This is a genomic window from Bradyrhizobium sp. Leo78 (assembly GCF_059512425.1).
In genome coordinates, this window is sequence record NZ_JCAMOT010000036.1 from 70154 (window position 1) to 87999 (window position 17846).

Below are 17846 nucleotides of genomic sequence, written 5' to 3' on the forward strand. Positions count from 1 at the left end.
AAGTCTCAGTTGACTCAACAATTTTGGGGTACGCTAGAATGGCACGGGTTATTCGATTCCACGAGCATGGGGGTCCTGAGGTTCTCCGCATCGAGAACGTCGATGTTCAGCCGCCAGGTCGGGGTGAGGTCCAAATTCGCGTTAAAGCACTGGGCCTTAACCGGGCTGAAGCGAACCTGCGCAAGGGAGCATACATTGAAGCCGCAACATTGCCGTCCAGCCTTGGGCTAGAAGCAGCTGGCGTCATCGAACGGCTCGGAGAAGGCGTAGACGGCTTCGTGGTCGGTGACGCGGTTAGTATCATCCCGCCAATTTCAATGGTTCGCTGGCCCACTTACAGCGAGGTCGCGACGTTTCCCGCGGATATCGTTGTCAAGCACCCGGCGTCGCTCAGCTTCGCCTCGGCGGCCGCCGTGTGGATGCAGTACCTAACCGCCTATGGCGCCCTTATCGAAGTGGCCAAGTTGACCAAGAGCGATCATCTCGTCATTACGGCCGCTTCGAGTAGCGTTGGAATTGCTGCGATCCAGGTCGCGAAGACCGTTGGGGCGAATACAATAGCTATCACGAGGACTTCTCGAAAGAAGCCAGCTCTGCTCGAGTTGGGCGCATCGGAGGTGATTGCTTCAGAAGAAGAGGATCTGGAGCAGAGGCTCAAGGATATTGCTGGCCCGGAAGGGGTACGCGTTGTTCTCGATGCTGTCGGAGGGCCGATATTTAATCCTCTAACCGCGGCAATGTCGCGGGGAGGTATCCTCCTCGAGTACGGCGGACTCAGTGCCGAGCCGACCCCGTTTCCATTGCCTGCCGTGCTGGGCAAGATTCTCACGCTCCGCGGCTACCTCGTCCATGAGATCACCGGCAATAAGTCTCGATTGGAGGCGGCGAAGAAGTTCGTCCTAGATGGTCTCGTCTCAGACTCGCTAAAGCCAGTGATCGCCAAGACCTTTCCGTTTGATCAGATCGTCGAAGCGCATCGCTTTCTGGAGTCAAATGATCAATTGGGCAAGGTCGTCGTGACGGTTTGAGCAAGCACTGATTGGACTGCGGGGCGCCAACCGGCATTTCGTGCCACCTCGACTGGCAATCGCAAATTTGCGAGCCGTGGTGGATCGAAGCAGGCGAGCGAGCTTACTTTGAAGGCTTTGTGCGTCGATCATGCCTGCGGGTGAGATTTGAAGCGATAGCATGCTCGGCAAGCCGCGCGTTGGCCAACGAGACGATCGCCTCGCGGATCCAGCGGTGACCGCTATGCCCATGGGTGCGTTCATGCCAGACCATGCCGACCGAGAATCCCTCGACAGGAAACGGACTTTCAACCAATCGCAATCTCTCGGTCCGTTCGTACATCAAGCGTTCCGGCACCAAAGCAACGAAATCGGAACGTGCCACAATGTCCGGGACAAACAGAAAGGATGCCGCGGACATTACGACGTTACGTCGAAATCCCAAGGCTGCTAACGAGATATCCACGGGAGTAACAAAGCCTCCCCCGCGAAGGGATACAATTACGTGCTCGAGTTCCGTGAACTGCTTGATCGATAGTCGGTTCGAAAGGCGAGGGTGATCTTTCCGTCCAATAAGTACGTATCGGTCATGGAATAGGTGTCTGGTGCGGAGGTTGGCGGGCGCGTCTGTCGGAGTCATCAGAGCGAGATCGACATCGCCCCGCGCCATCTGCGCTTCCAGTTGCGGAAGATCGAGGTTGCGGATAGCGATCCGCACCCGGGGCGCCGTTTTCCTTAATTCGAGGACGAGCGGCTCGACCAAAGCATATTGCAAGTAGTCTGTACAAGTGACCGTGATGGTCATCTCAGCTCTGGCGGGATCGAAGTTTCTGTGGCGTGAAACGGTGGATCGAACCTGGTCGAGCGCTTGGCGTACCGGTTCAAGCAATTCGAGCGCCTTGACGGTCGGTGTCATCCCGCGCTGTGCCGGGATCAGCAAGGGGTCGTCAAATACCTTCCTGAGGCGGTTAAGTTGAGCGCTGACCGCAGGCTGACTCAGGTGCAGCCTGGCGGCAGCCCTCGTCACGTTCTGTTCGATTAGAAGCGCTTCGAGGGTAACCAGAAGGTTGAGATCAAGCCGCTTGCTATCCATAGTATGAATAGTAGTCGAGCAATTCCTCGATTTCAAATATAGCTCAAACCGGTGTTCTCTGTCGGACGAAGATTCGCCGTTAATGCCTCGGAGTTCGATCTATGAAAGTGGTGCTGGTTTTTGCTCATCCTGAACCGAAGTCGCTCAGCGCGTCCCTCCGGGACGTTGCAGTACAGGAGCTGGTTGGGCAAGGTCACGAAGTTCGGGTGTCCGATCTTTACGCCCAGGAGTGGAAGTCTGAAGTCGATCGTGCAGACTTTCCGAACTGGCCGGTCGAAAAGCGTCTCGTCGCGGGCGCGGCATCAAACGATGCCTTCCACGGCGACGCGCTCACATCGGATGTAAAGCGCGAGATCGATAACCTTGTCTGGGCAGACATGCTGATCCTGCAATTTCCACTCTGGTGGTACGGCATGCCCGCGATCCTTAAGGGTTGGGTCGATCGCGTCTACGCGAATGGCTTTGCCTACGGCGTCGGGGAACATAGCGACAAGCGATGGGGCGACCGCTTCGGAGAGGGAAATCTCGCGGGTAAGCGAGCGATGTTGATCGTAACAGCCGGCGGTTGGGAGGAGCACTATTCGGATCGAGGAGTGAACGGTCCAATTGATGATTTGCTGTTCCCGATCAATCACGGGGTTCTGTTTTATCCAGGGTACGAAGTCCTGCCGCCCTTCGTTGCCTACCGGGTTGATCGCTTCAGCGAGGTCGATTTCGAAGCAGTCGCGACGCAGCTCCGGGACAGGATGCGTGCTATCGAGACAACTGCGCCGATAGCCTATAGAAAGCAGAATGGTGGCGACTATTTCATCCCCAGCATGAAGCTGAAGCCTGGGCTTGAAGGTGCTGGCGCGTCCGGCTTCTCGCTGCACGTGAGCAAATCTAAAGCAGCCCCGTTTTGACGACCGGGGTCTGCGGCGCGCAAGAAGATCAAGCCAGCCGACAATTCCATCACTTGTGATCCAGCAGTGTTTCTTGGATCATTATTTCGAGGCTGCTTGCTGTGACGCCGAGAAGTTGCTCGCTGTCGCTTGCGTCGACGACAAGTGGGTTATCGAACAAGTAGCGCATCTCCACGGCTTCGTGGAAACCGATGGCCTGCAATTCCTCCGTTGTGAGCTCGCGCAATTTAGGCGTCTCAAACTCGAGAGCTGCTGCGAATTTTTCGGTGAGTTCGCGGACTGACACATGCTGGCTTGGAACGTGAAACGCACGATTCCACTCTCCTGTATAGTGCGCCGCGGACACAAGTGTCTTCGCGGTGTCTTTGGTGAATGACCAAGCGTGGATAGCATCCAGACTACCTGGAAATGAAACCGTCTCCTTCTTCAGAAGGGAGGGAAGGGCAAGTAGCGAAAAATAGGTAATAGCTCCGTTGCCCAGGTAGTCGCTTGCACGGACTTCGATCGCGGGAACCTTCGATCTGGCCGCGCGCTCCCACATAATGCCCCTCACTGTGCCTTTTCTGCTGGTCGGATTGAGCGGCGCCAATGGCGAAAGTGGGCTTGTGGCACTTTCGCCGTATCCATATAGGTTGCCGAGCACGACGATCTTGGCGCCAGTCTCCTCAGCGGCCTTGACCGTGCCGTCCATGATTGGAAAGAAGTCAGTCGGCCATCTGTCATAGGCCGCCATGGCGCACATGAAGATCGCTTCAGCGCCCTTGCTGATCTCAGCCAACTGAGCGGCGTTGGTCGCATCTGCCGAAATGGTGCGCACCGCTCGCGCCTCGATCATGCCAGCATTTCTGCTCGTCAGGACTACGCTATGCCCCTCTTCTGCCAGAAGGCGAGCCGTTTCGCGTCCGACTGGGCCTGCTCCCACCACGACATAGTAACTCATGTGTGCCGATCTTCATTTGCTGTTCGGAGTATTAGCTTTTTGGATTTCGAGCAGTTGAAAGTCGAGCACAATTGGCCAAATCTTGAGTACGTTCCGCCAAAGTTCGAGATTGCCAAATGCATTTTCAGATCGGTTCGGCGCTGCCCCTCGAGGCCACGTTAAGGCTTGTTGAACCAGGCGCCTGCGTACTCCCCCCTATTGATGCCCACAGAATTGTCGTACACCTAGGCCGTGCCACCCGCACTTTTTGTCGAGAGACTGGATTTGCCGCTTTGCGGGAAATCGGCGACATCGATCTCATTCCCTCTGGAGACACCGGAGGCTTCGACGCAGAAGCGGCTTATCAGTCCCTTGAAATCCGTCTCGCTCCGGTGGTGCTGGACCGTGTAAGGGCCGAGATCGGGCGAACCACAACCGCAAATGGATTTGAAAAACGCCATATGCTTCGTCACGATCGGATCTTTAATCTGGCTCGATCTATCGAGCACGATCTTTCAGTGAAATCAGCAAGCGATCTCCTGTATGCCGAGAGCATCGGGATCGCGCTAGCAATTCAATTGCTTGGGCTGCGTGACGAGCCGCTCGACCCGCAGGCTCGTCTCTCGCCAATTCAGCTCAAGCGAGTGTTGACCTATATCGATGAGAAACTGGATCAGCCCCTTACGCTCGAAATATTGAGCCGGGAGGCGGGCGTCAGCAATTCGCATCTGCGAACATGGTTCAAGGTCGCCATGGGATTGACGGTTCATCGCTACGTATTGCGGAGGAGGGTGGAACGAGCGCGTTTCCTTCTGCTGCAGGGAGAGTTGGGCCCAAGCGAGGTCGCGTTGGAGGTCGGCTTTGCCCACCAGTCACATATGGCGCGATGGATGCGTCGAGAGCTTGGTTGTAGTCCAGGGGACTTACGTCGAACGGCTATCAATCGATAGTTCCGACTTTGCTCCGCGCCCGATTGTCGAGCCCGCGAGCCTCCAATTCAATTTGACCGGCCGTGATCGATGGGGAAGCCTTTCCCAGGCTTTGTAGACAGATCGATATGTTTGCGGGATCGGAGCCTATATGCAGCAATTCAATTTTCTGAATTGATTTTGCCGATTTGAGTTTAGGCGACTCAACTGTCACTAACTCCTCGACACCAGCTCCCAAGCTCTCGTGAGGAAGTTCCTTGACAAAAGTCGCGCAAGTCCAGGCGCCCGGCCTGAACAGAAGGCAAATTGGCGATTACACCGTAACCGCGGTTGTGGATGGTATCATTGATGTGCCGTTCGAACTGCTGACCGGGATCACGCCGACCGAAGCTGAAGAAATGATACTGGCGGCAGGGCGTCCGCGCTCATCGGCAATGACGGTTTCGGCTTACATCATCGAAGGCGGCGGCAGGACGATTCTCATAGACGGAGGGGCCGGCGGTATCAACGGTTGGGGTGGGCGGCTCCAGGTTGCGCTAGCTGCCGCCAACATTGATCCGCGTCAGATTGACCATGTGTTTCTTACGCACGCGCATCCGGATCACGTCGGAGGCCTGGTTGGGGCATCGCCGTCGGCCGTCCAATTTCCCAATGCAGAGCTCCTCCTCCACGAGGAAGAATACAAATTCTGGAGTGATGACGGCAGTTTGAGCCGTGCGCCGGAGACTGCGCAGCCATTTTTCCATCTCGCCAGAAATGTCTTTGCCGCTTACGGAAATCGGCGGCGGACCGTCACTACGGGTGATGTGATACCCGGTATCGATCTCGTGCATCTACCTGGCCACACGCCGGGACATAGCGGTTACAGAATAAGTTCAGGGGCGGAGACCCTTCTCATTTGGGGTGACATTGTTCATTACCCCAACATACAGGTTCAAAAGCCGGCAATAACGATAGCCTTCGATGTGGACTCCGCTGCCGCCTCGACGACGCGCCGTGCGGTATTGGCTATGGCGGCCGCCGAGAATCCTCTTATTGCTGGCATGCACCTGAATTTCCCCGGCTTTGCCCGTGTGCGAGCATCGGGCGAGTCCTACGCCATCTTCGATGAACCGTGGAGCCCGAGCTTGATCTAACTGAGCCGCGCTTCGGTGCCGGTATATCCTCTGCCTTCTTCGCGCGACCTGTAGTCGGTGCTTAGCGTTGGAGTCCAAAGTTAGCGGTGCCGGGGACGTCTCGACGGACTGGCCGTTGTCGGCATCGAGCAGGTCGTTGGGGGGCCGGTTTGTACGTCGGCTTGACGACGCTGCTGCGGGGTCTTCAAAGTTGAACGATAGAATGTGATTCCACCCGCATTTTGAGAATGGAGTGTGCGGCAAAGCGGCTACTTTGTCTGGTTACCGGGATGAGAAATCAGTCGGCGCAGATCAGACGACGTTTGCTCGGGACGGGATTCACGGCAGAGATCGCGCAACGTCAGCAATTGCTCCTCGAAACCAAATCATGCCTGGGTCCATATGACTGGAGGCATGCCACACCACAGAAATCTGAAAAGGCGCTACCTGAAACGGCAGCGGGCTCACTGCGAGACCGTGCGCTTTGGCTGCACTCCTCCCGAATAGCCGTGGAACCGTCGCTATTGCCGCAAGAGATTCGAGTAGCTCTGGAAGAGCGTGAGCGTGCGGAGTGGACACTACTATCTTCCGGCTCAGTTTCTTCTGTTCGAGCGTATCGTCGACCAGTCTGCAAGCTCTTTCCTTCAAATCGACCGCTACGTGTGGAAGCTCGAAGTAGGTTTCAAAGGTAATTGACCGGACTTTTTCGAGGAGGGCCAAGCTGTGCAGGCAAACATAATTGTCGTCGAACAAGACCTTGCGTTTGTGCACAACACCCCCTTCCGAAACATTTCCGACAGCGACATCAATTTCACCTCTATCCAACATGTCCGTTGCCTTTTGACGTTCGAGCGAATGAAGTTCCAGTCGTGCATGAGGCGCCGCCTCTAGGCAAGATTTTGCCAAGGGCGGGACAAGCACACTTTCCAGATAGTCCGGAATGCCAAGCTTGAATACCCGGGTAGTTTCGGAAGGAGAGAAGGCGATCACATTGAGCAGGTCTCGATCGATATGGCGCAGTATCTCCGATGCAGTCTTGGCGATTACGGCCCCGCGGGGCGTCGAAGACATGCCTGCGCCGTTTCGGACAAAAAGCTCGTCACCGAAAAGTTCGCGCAACCGGCCGAGTTGATGGCTGAGGGATGACTGGTTTATGCGGAGCTTGCCTGCTGCTTTCGTAACGCTACCGCAAGAACTGATAGCATCCAGCGCCACCAAAAGATTCAAGTCGATCTCAGCAAGCCGGGCATGATTGATTGTGGTTTCCTGCATAGATATTTCCGCGGTCAAGACTTGCTTGGTAGGGGCAATCTACGGGCCGTATTGCCGAGCGCACTGAGATCCAAGAAACTCAACGCAGGCGCCCTTGTTCGAAACGAACGGCGAGTGCGCGATCGATACGATCATTCCAAGGTTTACACGTTGGGCGCGAACAATCTTCACCTTATCTTTGAATTCTGCGGTGATTTTGCCTCGCGGCAGAATGCCTATACCTGCTCCCTTGTGGATCAGCGATACCTGAAGTTCGACGTAGTAGACCTCGGCCGCCAGGCGAAACTGACCTCCATCGCGCTCGATCAAAGTCTGGAGAGCGCGTCGCGCGCCGCATGATTTGTCGGGGAGCAGAACCCACGGATATTGAGAAAGTTGCTTTAGATTCGAATGTCTCGGCAAAGGGAGATCTTTTGGAGCGACGATCACGATCTCCTCCTTACCGACGACTTGTCCAACGGGAGTCGGAAGATCCGGGTCGTTGCCGGCGAACACCAAAATAGCCGCGTCGAGACGGCCGCCTTCGACCTGATCAACAAGCTCGGGGGTCCACCCGCTGGCCAATGACAGCTCGAGCCTCGGATAACGAAGGCGCAGTTGGTGCATCATTTCGGCCAGACCAGCATCGGCAAGTGAATGTGACACCCCGATTCGAAAAGGACCGGAAGGATCGGCGTCCGCGGCCACGGTTTGCTTGAGGTCGTCAATCGAAGCGAGCACGGCGCGAGCGCGATTTAGAACCACTAGCCCTGAGGCAGTTAGCGCTGGAGGCTTTACGCGTCGATCCAGAAGATCCGTCCGGAGCAAATGCTCGAGCCGCTGTATCTGCCGCGTTACGGCCGGTTGGGTGAGCCGAAGGCGTTCGGCGGATCGCTTAACCGATCCCGTGTCCGCCAGAAGAACAAAAGCTCTCATTTCGTCGAGCATATAAATTCTCGGCATTATCATCGTACAGATTATGCATTTGCATACAGAAGGGGCGCGGTCAATGTAGTCGCCGGCTGCGCTTTGTGCGCAGGCAGAACCGGGAGCGATCAATGAAGGCGATTACCATCCAACGTCACGGCTTCCAGGGGTTGGCTCCAGTCGAGCGCGAATATCGCGCGCCTCTCCGACGCGAGGTCCGGTTGCGGATGCGCGCCGTCAGTTTGAACTATCGTGATCTGGAAATCGTCTCCGGGACGTTTGCAACAGCTTACAATTTGCCATTGATACCGATCTCGGACGGCGTCGGAGAGGTCGTCGAGGTCGGTCAGGACGTCGCGCGCTTCAAGCCCGGAGATCGTGTCTGCTCGGCTTTCTGGGGTGAATGGAACGACGGCGGGTTCAATATCGCGAAGGCGGGGAAGTCTTTGGGCGGTCCCGGAGATGGCTTGCTGCAAGAACAAGTCACACTGGACGAGCAGCGATTGGTGAAGGTTCCCGACGCGTTATCGGACGGCGAGGCTGCCGCCTTTCCATGTGCCGGCTCCACCGCTTGGCAGGCGCTCGTTTCGTTCGGCCAGATCCGGCCGGGAGATGTAGTTGTCGTTCAAGGGACGGGAGGGGTCGCACTATTCGGCCTTCAAGTGGGGTTGATGGTCGGTGCGAAGGTGATCGTTTTGTCGAGCAGCGACAAAAAGTTGGAGCGAGCAAAGGCTCTAGGTGCTTTTGCGGGAGTTAACTACCGCGGAACGCCAGCCTGGTCGGACGAGGTCCTTGAGTTGACGGCGGGGCAGGGGGCCGACCATATTCTCGAAACTGGCGGACCTAGCAGCTTTGCCCAATCGCTCAAGGCAGTCCGTTCCGGGGGACGAATTAGCGTGATTGGATATCTGGGAGGGGCGGAGGGCAGTATCAATCCGCTGGATATCTTTCGTAAGCAAGCTTCGGTCCAGGGCATTCCGGTCGGTTCTCGTTCGTCGCTTGAAAGCCTGCTGAACGCCATGGCCGCGAGTTCGAGGCGGCCCGTCCTCGACAGCACGTTCGACTGGAACGATGTTGTCCCCGCGCTCGAACGCCTGCATTCAGGTGATCATTTCGGAAAAATCGTCCTTACCTTTTGAGCACCGCCCACCAAATCTGGCAGGGCGCAGCCATATGTACCGCTGTCAATGGTCATATGGCGTCAAAAATACTTTCGATCACCGATGAATTTTGCTCGCCACCCCGCTCCTCCGAGCGGAGCAAGTTTCACCAGAACCGAGAACATCAAGGTTTTCGAATGTTCCTTAGCGGCGGCAAGCAGACCGGCGATGCTGCCGCTTGAGAGACCGCGCTCGCGATTGTTAGGTCGCCATCGCCCCTTCGCCAAAGAAGCGGATCAAAAAATAATCGTGCGGCACCGATGAGTTTTGCCTGCCACTCCGGTCTTACGCACGAGGTCGCTCGGGATCACGGGCGAACAAGAGAACAAGCAGGAACACAGAGATGATGCTGAAGGACAAGGTTGCAGTGATCTACGGGGCTGGAGGCGCGGTTGGGGGCGCTGTCGCGCGCGCTTTTGCACGCGAAGGAGCCAAGCTATTTCTCACCGGCCGCAATCGAGCTTCGGTTGAAGCCGTCGCAAAAGAAATCGCTTTTGATGGCGCCGCGGTCCAAACTGCAGAAGTTGATGCTCTCGAGGAGGGGGCGATCAGTCGTCATCTCCAGTCGGTCATTGACGAGGCCGGTCGTATTGACATCTCTTTCAATGCCGTCGGGATCCCGAATACGAATTTGCAGGGGGTGCCTCTGGTCGATCTCGCGCTGGACCAGTTCTCGCGGCCAATCGTGACTTACACGGAAACGTACCTTTTGACCGCGCGGCAGGCTGCCCGCTGGATGGTTAAAAGAAAATCAGGTGTGATCATGACGGTCACCTCAACCCCCTCGCGAACCGGCATTCCGATGATGGGCGGGGTCGGTCCGGCCATGGCCGCCGTAGAAGCGCTCACCCGGAACTTTTCTGCCGAACTTGCGCGCGATGGCGTTCGAGTGGTTGGTTTTCGACCGCTCGGCATGCCGGACTCTGGTACGATTAGAGAAGTCTACGGCCTTCATGCCAAAGCATGGGGAATTTCCTGGGACCAGTTCCACGATTTGATCGCGAGCAGAACCCACACGCGTCGGCTGACGACCCTTGCTGAGATGGCAAACGCGGCTGCTTTCATCGCCTCCGATCAGGCGAGCGCGATGACCGGTACTATCGTTAACATGAGTCTGGGAGCCCTCGACGACTAGCGTCCTGCTTCGAATCTGCCAGCGTGGTCGTGCCGTTCGACCGCTCGATCCGGGCGGTCGGCGGACGATGGTTGATCTGTTCTCGACTGCGATTTGTCGTATCGCGCCCCTCCGAGCGGGGCACAGTTTACTCAGGGGTATCCATGAAACTCACTGGTCGCACAATCCTCATCACCGGAGGTTCTGCCGGCATTGGTCTTGCGTTCGCGCTTAAGTTCGTCGAGCTCGGTAACCAGGTTATCGTGACGGGTCGGCGCAAGGCCGCGCTCGACCAAGTGAAGCTACAGTATCCGAAAATACAAACGATCCAGAGCGATGTCGCCGATCCAGCTCAGATTGCTGCACTTGCTGCACGCGTGAAGGAGGATTTCCCGCAGCTTGACGTGCTAATGAACAACGCCGGTATTAGCCTTTATAAGAACCTCAAGGGCACAGCAGCCGACATTGCTGGTTTGACGGTGGAGCTAAACGTCAACGCGGGTGGCGTGATCAGGATGACTTCCGCCTTCATCGACATGCTAAAGGCTAACAAAGGTACGCTCATCAACGTGTCGTCTGCCTTGGCATTCGTGCCCCTGCCATGCTTGCCGATATATTGCGCGACCAAGGCGGCGATCCACTCGTACACCCAATCGCTTCGCTTCCAGTTGGAGGCGACTGGTGTGGAGGTCATCGAACTCATGCCTCCGGCGGTCAAGACCGAGATGACGGCTGACCTTCGGGAAGACGATGGCATCACCATGATCACAACCGAACAGCTAGTGAAACAATCATTTGACGGGTTCAAAGCAGGCGTTCCCGAGATCCGGCCGGGGCAGTCGAAGCAACTCGCATTCATGCGCCGGCTCGCGCCGAATTTTATTAACGGACAGCTCTGGAAGGCTTCTAGAAAACTGGTGCCTGCGGGAGTTAATGACTCCAAGCCAACGCGTCTATCTTACACTTGACGCATGCGTGGCCGCCTGCGGGTAATCTAAAGCGCGCCTGAGCCGAAGTTCTTCTGCGACCTGTTTGGAAGGCTCCCCAAAGGGGTGGTGGCTTGGAGATGCGTATCACTCAGTAGGCCCACCTGCGAAAAAAGATGACCTCACCGATGAATTTCGGTCGTCGAGCCGGTCTTATTTATCGTCAGGCAGACATAAGCGCCCAACGCTAGGAGAGTAGCATGCTTGCATTGACGGGCAAGGACGTCGTGGTGATCGGAGGTAGCCGAGGCGTGGGGCGCCGTATCGTGGAGGCAGCTCACAGCAACGGCGCGCGTGTATTTGCTGTCGCTCGGCAGGAGGGGCCCCTCAAGCAGTTGCAACAAGAACTGTCTGACGTCCAGATCATGTCGCTCGACGCAACGGACGACGATGCGCCCCGCAAAATATTCGACGTCCGCCAGCCGAGGGTCCTTGCCATTTGCGCCGGGGCTTTCCCGCCCGCCGCCCCACTCCATGAGCAGAGCTGGCAGGAGTTCGGGAGAAATTGGGAGGCTGACGTCCGGATAGCTTTTAACTTCTGTAAAGCAGCAATATTGCGCCCATTGCCCTTAGGGACAAAGATCATTCTGGTGTCGAGCGGCGCTGCTCTCGCAGGATCCCCGAACTCGGGTGGATACGCTGGCGCCAAGCGAACGCAGCTGTTTATCGCAAACTATGCACAGAAGGAATCGGACCGTCTCGGGCTTGAGTTGCGGTTCATATCGTTAGCGCCGCGCATCATGCCGGATACGGACTTAGGAAGGCATGCGATCGCTGGTTATTCTCGCTATCTCGGCATATCGCCCGCGGACTTCGTGCGGAGTATGGCCTCTCCGCCGACATCATCGCACGTGGCGACCGCATTTATCGAGTTAGCCGCAAATACTGGGCCTATCGAGGGAAATACGTTCATCGTGTCAGGCCGGGGGCTCGAAGCAGTGCCTCAATGACCCCGGCTGGCGCTCGATATCAGCGTTCATTGCGCTGGCACAGTCTTCGAAAAGTGTATTCTGGCTGTCAGGACTTGAAGGATGTTGTCCGAATGCAAATATCCAGCTGCAATGACAGCAGCTGAAGGACCAAACTCAAGAGGAGATTCGAATCGCCCCGACGATGCGTTTGGACGGCGCGTTGGGCCCTTTCGCCGAGAGCTTAAATTGCATTGCTATCGGATGCTTGGGTCCGTCCACGAAGCCGAGGACGCAGTCCAGGATACACTTTTGCGGGCTTGGCGCGGCTTTGATCGATTTGAGGGGCGAGGATCTTTCCGAGCGTGGCTGTATCAAATTGCAACGAACGTATGCCTGAATACTCTCGCAGCTCGAAAGAATGCTCCGCGCCTCCTCCCTAACGAATTGCTGCCTGCGGCGGGCATGCGCATGCCGGACAGTACGTCGGTTACGGACGTGCCGTGGCTAGAACCGTATCCGGACTCGTTCCTTGAAGGCATTGATGAGACGGCAAATCCCGAGGCGCGATATCTATCGCGGGAAGCTGTCCAACTCGCGTTCGTTGCCGTAATACAGGGCTTGCCTCCCCGTCAGCGAGCTGCGCTTCTGTTGTGTGACGTGCTGGGTTGGTCTGCGAATGAGGCTGCTACTCTCCTTGGCGGCTCAACAGCTTCGATCAACAGTATCCTGCAGCGGGCGCGCGAGACGCTTTCCAAGCGCTACCCCGATGGTCGCCCAGCAGCGTCGCGCTCGCCCAATCCGTTTGAGCAGGAACTTCTAAGTCGTTACTTGAACGCCTGGGAGCGGCTCGACGTCGACGGTCTTGTGGCTCTGCTTAAAGAGGACGCGACTTACACGATGCCGCCGAAAGCACAATGGTACGCCGGTCGCGCGGCTATCGGTAATTTCTTCGAATGGGCATGGAGAGCCTACGAGAGCTTTCGCCTAGTTCCAACGGCCGCTAACAATCAGCCCGCGTTCGCAGCATACTCTCGTGCCAGCAGTGAAACGCCTTGGACCGCACATTCCATCCATGTTCTTACGGTCGAGAACGGCGCCATTTCCACATTGACGCTCTTCGCAAAGCCCCTAGCGCAAAGTTTGTTTCCGGTTTTCGATCTTCCTCACATCATCCCCATCGTAACCGATGATTTTCCGAATCGAGACCAGAACCCGTATTAGGCGGCCGACGAGATCAGCCGGGCGGTCAGAGCAAGAAGGTGGCGCTTGGACGAGCGCTGATCCTCGGCACGCTACGTGTTATATTGGATGAACCGTTCCAACGGCTCGCGCCCGCACTGGCGCAGCGATGCGCTGAGGCATTTCGCCGGCGTCACTCGCGAGACAAACCTGTTCGCTGCCGACGAAGGAGGCCGGTATACCCGACGGCATCTTCAACGTGGTTACAGGTTTTGGGCCTAAGATCGGCAGCGAATTGATCGCGCATCCAGGCGTCGCCAAGATCACGTTTACCGGCTCGGATGCGACAGGTGCGAAAGTCTACGAGACGGCGGCGCGCAGTCTGAAGCGCGTGTCGCTCGAACTGGGCGGGAAGTCCCCGAATATCGTCTTCGAAGAACGCGTGCAAGCGATCGCTGCTCGGAGGCATCGGTGCCATTAATTAGCGTTGACTAATGAATTAGTCTTCGCTAATGATTTCTTTATGCATATCGCCACCCCCATCGATACGGTGATGCGCGCCCTTGCTGATCCAACTCGGCGCGCCGTGTTCGAGCGGGTGATCAGCGCCGGTGAGATTAGCGTAGTCGAACTAACGCGGGAGAGCGGGGTAACGCAGGGCGCCGTCTCCCAGCATCTGAAAGCTTTGAAGCAGGCTGGTCTGGTCGCCGAACGACCCGAGGGTCGAAAGGTCTACTATCGCGCCCAACCGGAGGGCCTCGCCCCACTTTTCGATTGGATGAGCCATTACGGCGTCTTCTGGCGCAATCGGTTCGCCAATCTTCGTACCCTCCTGAAGGAGATTGATCCATGACTGGCGCCGAATTGAAACCCGACACGCAGGAGATTGTGGTTGACCAGGTTTTCCCGCATGCGCCTGAGACAATCTGGAAGACGCTGACAAATGGCGAGCTGATGAGCCGCTGGATAATGGCGCCGACGGGATTCGAGCCGGTAGAGGGCAAGCATTTTACATTCCAGACAAAACCGGCCGGTGCCTGGGATGGTACCATTCATTGTCAGGTGCTGGAGGTGAAGCGCAACGAACGCCTCACCTATGCTTGGAAGGGCGGGCACGAGGGGAATGTCGGATACGGCTCACTGTTGAATACAGTGGTCACATGGACGCTTTCGAGGGTCGAGAACGGAACGCGCCTTCGACTTGTCCATTCCGGCTTCGTCCTGCCAAGGAATGATACGGCTTACAAGAACATGGGCGAAGGCTGGAAAAAGGTTCTCAAGAACATCGGCAGCACTGCCGACGAGCAGGCTTGAGTGCGCAGAAGGCAATCGTCCTCGCGCCCCAGAACGGATGAGGAGGTTTGATGCTGCTTAAATTTTGTTTGCGCCAACGGCCATCCTATGAAGGTGAGAAGACATGAACGAGCCCTATACCGGTGGGTGCGCCTGCGGCGCGATCCGCTACAAAATGTTCGCCGAACCCGTAATGATGACCGATTGCCAGTGTCGTCAATGCCAGCGTGAAAGCGGCACGGGGCACTTATCGCACCTGATCTTTCCGCGCTCGGCTACGAGCATCCAAGGAGAAGCGACGCATTGGGAGTTGGTCGGTGATAGTGGCACCGTCAAAATACGCGCCTTCTGCCCCACCTGCGGATCACCGGTCTACGCGACGTTTCGCGACATACCGGATTACGTAGTTGTGCGCGCCGGGAGTCTTGATGATCCTAGTCGGTATAGGCCGCAACAGGTCACATGGACGGCAGCTGGCTATGCTTGGGACCATCTCGATTCAGCTCTTCCGAAATTCGAAAAAATGCCCCCAGCGTGACACATGGGGTGCCTGCCTATGATCCCAGGGGAGCGGTCCGAATACTGGGTGTCGGTCCACTGACTGATGAGGAGAAACGCTCCCTGAATGACGAAGCAAGGCAGAAACTGTGAAGTTGGACGATCGACTACCAGACCGGCCTGTACTGGTCCTTCGATGCTTCTCATTGCTGACGAAGAAAATTTCTGACCTCTGCCTAGCCCTGTGGGTCATCGGGCGCAAAGTCGGTCGAGAACAACCTTTCCCAGCATGCGGCCGCTCTCAACCAGCGCGTGTGCCTCCCGAAGTGAGGTGGGCGTGAGCGGGCCGAGCTCCGTCGTTGCCGTCGAGCGCAGGACGCCGGCTTCGGCGAGCGAGGAGATTTCATCAAGGATCTTATGGTGGGCAATCATGTCGGCGCCACCGAAATGCTGCCGCGTCACCACATCCTCCCAATGCAACGATGCGCTTTTGGGCCGCAGAGGCGCGGCGTCGAGGGATGCGTGATTGGTGATCACGCCGATCTTGCCCCCTGGTGCAATGATCTTGGTGATCGCGGTCCAGTGCAGGTCCGTCTGATTGAGGGCGGCGATGTAGGTGATGTCCGGCGCGTCAATTCTAGCGAGCTCGTCTGTCATCGACTGCGAATGATCGATCACGTGGTGGGCGCCAAGCGAGAGGCACCAGTCACGGCTCTCGGGACGTGAAGCGCTGGCGATCACGGTTAGTCCGGAGAGGCGCCGTGCGAGCTGGATCAGCATCGAGCCGACGCCACCGGCGCCACCAATGATCAGCAATCCGCCCGCATCGTGTTGCTTTCCCAAGCCAACGCCAAGGCGGTGAAACAGCAATTCCCACGCCGTGAGCGACGTGAGGGGCAGAGCCGCCGCCTGCGCAAAGCTGAGCCGCGCCGGCTTGCGGCCGACGAGGCGTTCGTCGACGGCGTGGAGCTCGGCATTACCGCCGGGCCGGCTCAGACTGCCGGAATAGAAGACCTCGTCGCCAGGGCGAAAAATTGTGACCTCGCTTCCGACATCGACGACGATACCAGCAACGTCCCAACCAAGGATATCGACGGCGTCGCCCATCAAGACCTGACCGAGACGGATCTTGGTGTCGACAGGGTTGACGGAGACGCCGCATACTGAGACCAGGAGGTCACGAGGACCCGGGACAGGATCCTTCTTGTCGGCGATCGTGAAGCACTGAGGATCGGACAGGGCGGCGCCTGGACGGTAAGTGATAGCTTGCATGTAATTTTCCCTCGACGCTGATCTGTCGGAGAAATCGTTACGTAGCTCGTCTTTGCTAGTACGGTCATTTGGCGTACTAGGTTTCCGAAAGGGAACTATGGGTATGAAGATCAAGCACTATTCAGACGTGCCGGGGTGCCCGGTGGAGGTGACCCTCGATCTCATCGACGGGCGCTGGAAAGGCGTCATGCTCTTCCATCTGCTTGATGCGGGATGCCTGCGGTTCAACGCGCTTCATCGTCGCCTGCCCGGCATTACGCAGCGGCTCCTGACCAAGCAGCTTCGTGAGCTCGAGGAGGTCGGGTTGGTTCTACGGACCGTCTATGCCGAGGTCCCTCCACGAGTGGAGTATCGCTTGACTGAGGAAGGCGAAAGCCTGAGGCCCCTCGTCGAAATGCTCTCGAAATGGGGAGAAGATAGACTGAACCGGCAACGCGCGAAACAAGCCCGCGCGCCGCTACTTTGCTCGAACAAAGCTCGCTCGTAAATGCAGGGCATAAGTCCCGAGCGAGGGTCATCTTTGAGCATGGATTGCGTCAATCAGTCACTTACCACACGAAGCAGCGCTAGCGGGATTTGCTTCGGGCTCATCGCAGAACTGGCGCGCGCGAGATCAGCAGGTCATCCGCCCGGCCTCTTCCAGCCGCGACGATACGCTCCGGGCGAAATACCGTGCAGACGCTTAAAGGCGTGAGCGAAGGCGTATTCGGAAGAATATCCGATCTGAGCAGCGATAGCGGCAAGTTGTAGATCGGAATCTCGCATGAGACGAGTAGCGATCATCATCCGCCACAAGGTCAGATAAGCTGCGGGGGATTGGCCAAGCAGACTGGAAGACCGGCGCGCAAATGCGGCGCGCGAAAGCCCTGCTGCACTTGCAAGCGTCGCAACTGTCCATGGCTTTGCCGGTTCACTATGGATGCCAGCCAAGGCGGCAGCGATTCGTGAGTCCTTTAGTGCTGCTGACCAACCGGCAGTATGTCTGCGATGGCTGCTCTCAGCCAGCCAAGTCCTAAGAATGTACAAGAACATCAGATCAAGGAGAGCGCAGATGGCCGTATCGGCTCCCGATAGCCCCCGATCAACCTCCGCTCCCAATAGTTCGATCGTTGTACGCAACTGCCATTGGGCACCAGCTTCCGCCGGGGAAATGCAACATCTCCGGCATCTCTTCGAGCAACGGGTGAAACCAAGAACGTCGAGCAGATAGGCACGTGTGTGTACCGAAAACTTAAGCTCGGGCGTAGTGGTGATGAAGTCCGCCCAGGATGGGGCGTGAACTGATCGCAC

General features: G+C 57.1%; 19 protein-coding genes and 1 pseudogene. 14 read left to right on the forward strand and 6 right to left on the reverse strand.

Annotation, left to right across the window (positions count from 1 at the left end):
• The first annotated feature begins 38 nt into the window (after positions 1-38).
• The gene (locus tag AC5ZG1_RS33350) at positions 39-1028 is read left to right on the forward strand and encodes a zinc-dependent alcohol dehydrogenase family protein (RefSeq protein WP_496135347.1); all 990 of its coding nucleotides are present in this window, start codon (positions 39-41) and stop codon (positions 1026-1028) included.
• A 103-nt stretch (positions 1029-1131) separates the two neighbouring features.
• Here AC5ZG1_RS33350 and AC5ZG1_RS33355 read toward each other — a convergent pair whose 3' ends face one another.
• Positions 1132-2100 carry a LysR family transcriptional regulator gene (locus AC5ZG1_RS33355; protein ID WP_496135348.1) on the reverse strand — a complete coding sequence of 323 codons (969 nt, stop codon included), beginning with the start codon at positions 2098-2100 and terminating at the stop codon, positions 1132-1134.
• A 101-nt stretch (positions 2101-2201) separates the two neighbouring features.
• Here AC5ZG1_RS33355 and AC5ZG1_RS33360 point away from each other — a divergent pair, with 101 nt between their 5' ends.
• Positions 2202-3002, forward strand: a complete 801-nt coding sequence (locus tag AC5ZG1_RS33360) for an NAD(P)H-dependent oxidoreductase (RefSeq protein ID WP_496135349.1) — start codon at positions 2202-2204, stop codon at positions 3000-3002.
• Between the two features lie 49 nt (positions 3003-3051).
• On the opposite strand, the gene AC5ZG1_RS33365 is transcribed toward AC5ZG1_RS33360, so the two are convergent.
• A complete protein-coding gene (locus AC5ZG1_RS33365; RefSeq protein ID WP_496135350.1) occupies positions 3052-3942 on the reverse strand; it encodes an NAD(P)H-binding protein in 891 nt (296 codons plus the stop codon).
• A 116-nt stretch (positions 3943-4058) separates the two neighbouring features.
• Between AC5ZG1_RS33365 and AC5ZG1_RS33370 the strand changes: the two genes are divergently transcribed.
• Complete coding sequence (locus AC5ZG1_RS33370; protein WP_496135351.1) at positions 4059-4871, forward strand: helix-turn-helix transcriptional regulator; 813 nt, start codon at positions 4059-4061, stop codon at positions 4869-4871.
• A 236-nt stretch (positions 4872-5107) separates the two neighbouring features.
• A complete protein-coding gene (locus AC5ZG1_RS33375; RefSeq protein WP_496135352.1) occupies positions 5108-5986 on the forward strand; it encodes an MBL fold metallo-hydrolase in 879 nt (292 codons plus the stop codon).
• 318 nt (positions 5987-6304) lie between these two features.
• Here the strand turns inward: AC5ZG1_RS33375 and AC5ZG1_RS33380 are convergent, their stop codons facing one another.
• Positions 6305-7237 (reverse strand): LysR family transcriptional regulator, encoded by a 933-nt coding sequence (locus AC5ZG1_RS33380; protein ID WP_496135353.1) that lies wholly within the window; start codon positions 7235-7237, stop codon positions 6305-6307.
• A gap of 39 nt (positions 7238-7276) precedes the next feature.
• Positions 7277-8164, reverse strand: coding sequence for a LysR family transcriptional regulator (locus AC5ZG1_RS33385; protein WP_496135354.1), 888 nt, complete (start codon positions 8162-8164; stop codon positions 7277-7279).
• Positions 8165-8274: 110 nt separating this feature from the next.
• Here AC5ZG1_RS33385 and AC5ZG1_RS33390 point away from each other — a divergent pair, with 110 nt between their 5' ends.
• The 9 genes and pseudogenes from AC5ZG1_RS33390 (at position 8275) to AC5ZG1_RS33430 (ending at position 15324) form a co-directional block, all read left to right on the forward strand.
• Positions 8275-9282 (forward strand): zinc-dependent alcohol dehydrogenase family protein, encoded by a 1008-nt coding sequence (locus AC5ZG1_RS33390; RefSeq protein ID WP_496135355.1) that lies wholly within the window; start codon positions 8275-8277, stop codon positions 9280-9282.
• A gap of 364 nt (positions 9283-9646) precedes the next feature.
• Entirely contained in the window at positions 9647-10438 is a 792-nt protein-coding gene (locus AC5ZG1_RS33395; RefSeq protein WP_496135356.1) for an SDR family NAD(P)-dependent oxidoreductase, read from the forward strand.
• A 143-nt stretch (positions 10439-10581) separates the two neighbouring features.
• Positions 10582-11385 (forward strand): SDR family oxidoreductase, encoded by an 804-nt coding sequence (locus tag AC5ZG1_RS33400; RefSeq protein ID WP_496135357.1) that lies wholly within the window; start codon positions 10582-10584, stop codon positions 11383-11385.
• Between the two features lie 218 nt (positions 11386-11603).
• A complete protein-coding gene (locus AC5ZG1_RS33405) occupies positions 11604-12353 on the forward strand; it encodes an SDR family NAD(P)-dependent oxidoreductase (RefSeq protein ID WP_496135358.1) in 750 nt (249 codons plus the stop codon).
• Positions 12354-12464: 111 nt separating this feature from the next.
• Positions 12465-13535 carry a sigma-70 family RNA polymerase sigma factor gene (locus AC5ZG1_RS33410; protein ID WP_496135363.1) on the forward strand — a complete coding sequence of 357 codons (1071 nt, stop codon included), beginning with the start codon at positions 12465-12467 and terminating at the stop codon, positions 13533-13535.
• Positions 13536-13716: 181 nt separating this feature from the next.
• Positions 13717-13953: pseudogene (locus AC5ZG1_RS33415) on the forward strand (aldehyde dehydrogenase family protein); the annotation flags it as partial.
• Between the two features lie 63 nt (positions 13954-14016).
• A complete protein-coding gene (locus tag AC5ZG1_RS33420) occupies positions 14017-14346 on the forward strand; it encodes an ArsR/SmtB family transcription factor (protein WP_456641300.1) in 330 nt (109 codons plus the stop codon).
• Entirely contained in the window at positions 14343-14807 is a 465-nt protein-coding gene (locus tag AC5ZG1_RS33425) for an SRPBCC family protein (RefSeq protein WP_130228794.1), read from the forward strand. The genes AC5ZG1_RS33420 and AC5ZG1_RS33425 overlap by 4 nt, the downstream gene beginning before the upstream one ends.
• A 103-nt stretch (positions 14808-14910) precedes the next feature.
• Positions 14911-15324 carry a GFA family protein gene (locus AC5ZG1_RS33430; protein ID WP_456641298.1) on the forward strand — a complete coding sequence of 138 codons (414 nt, stop codon included), beginning with the start codon at positions 14911-14913 and terminating at the stop codon, positions 15322-15324.
• A gap of 209 nt (positions 15325-15533) precedes the next feature.
• Here AC5ZG1_RS33430 and AC5ZG1_RS33435 read toward each other — a convergent pair whose 3' ends face one another.
• Complete coding sequence (locus AC5ZG1_RS33435) at positions 15534-16556, reverse strand: zinc-binding alcohol dehydrogenase family protein (RefSeq protein WP_496135364.1); 1023 nt, start codon at positions 16554-16556, stop codon at positions 15534-15536.
• Positions 16557-16659: 103 nt separating this feature from the next.
• Here AC5ZG1_RS33435 and AC5ZG1_RS33440 point away from each other — a divergent pair, with 103 nt between their 5' ends.
• A complete protein-coding gene (locus AC5ZG1_RS33440) occupies positions 16660-17043 on the forward strand; it encodes a winged helix-turn-helix transcriptional regulator (protein WP_130228797.1) in 384 nt (127 codons plus the stop codon).
• 134 nt (positions 17044-17177) lie between these two features.
• Here the strand turns inward: AC5ZG1_RS33440 and AC5ZG1_RS33445 are convergent.
• Positions 17178-17846 (reverse strand): helix-turn-helix transcriptional regulator (locus tag AC5ZG1_RS33445; RefSeq protein WP_496135359.1); only part of this gene is annotated, 669 nt, incomplete at its 5' end.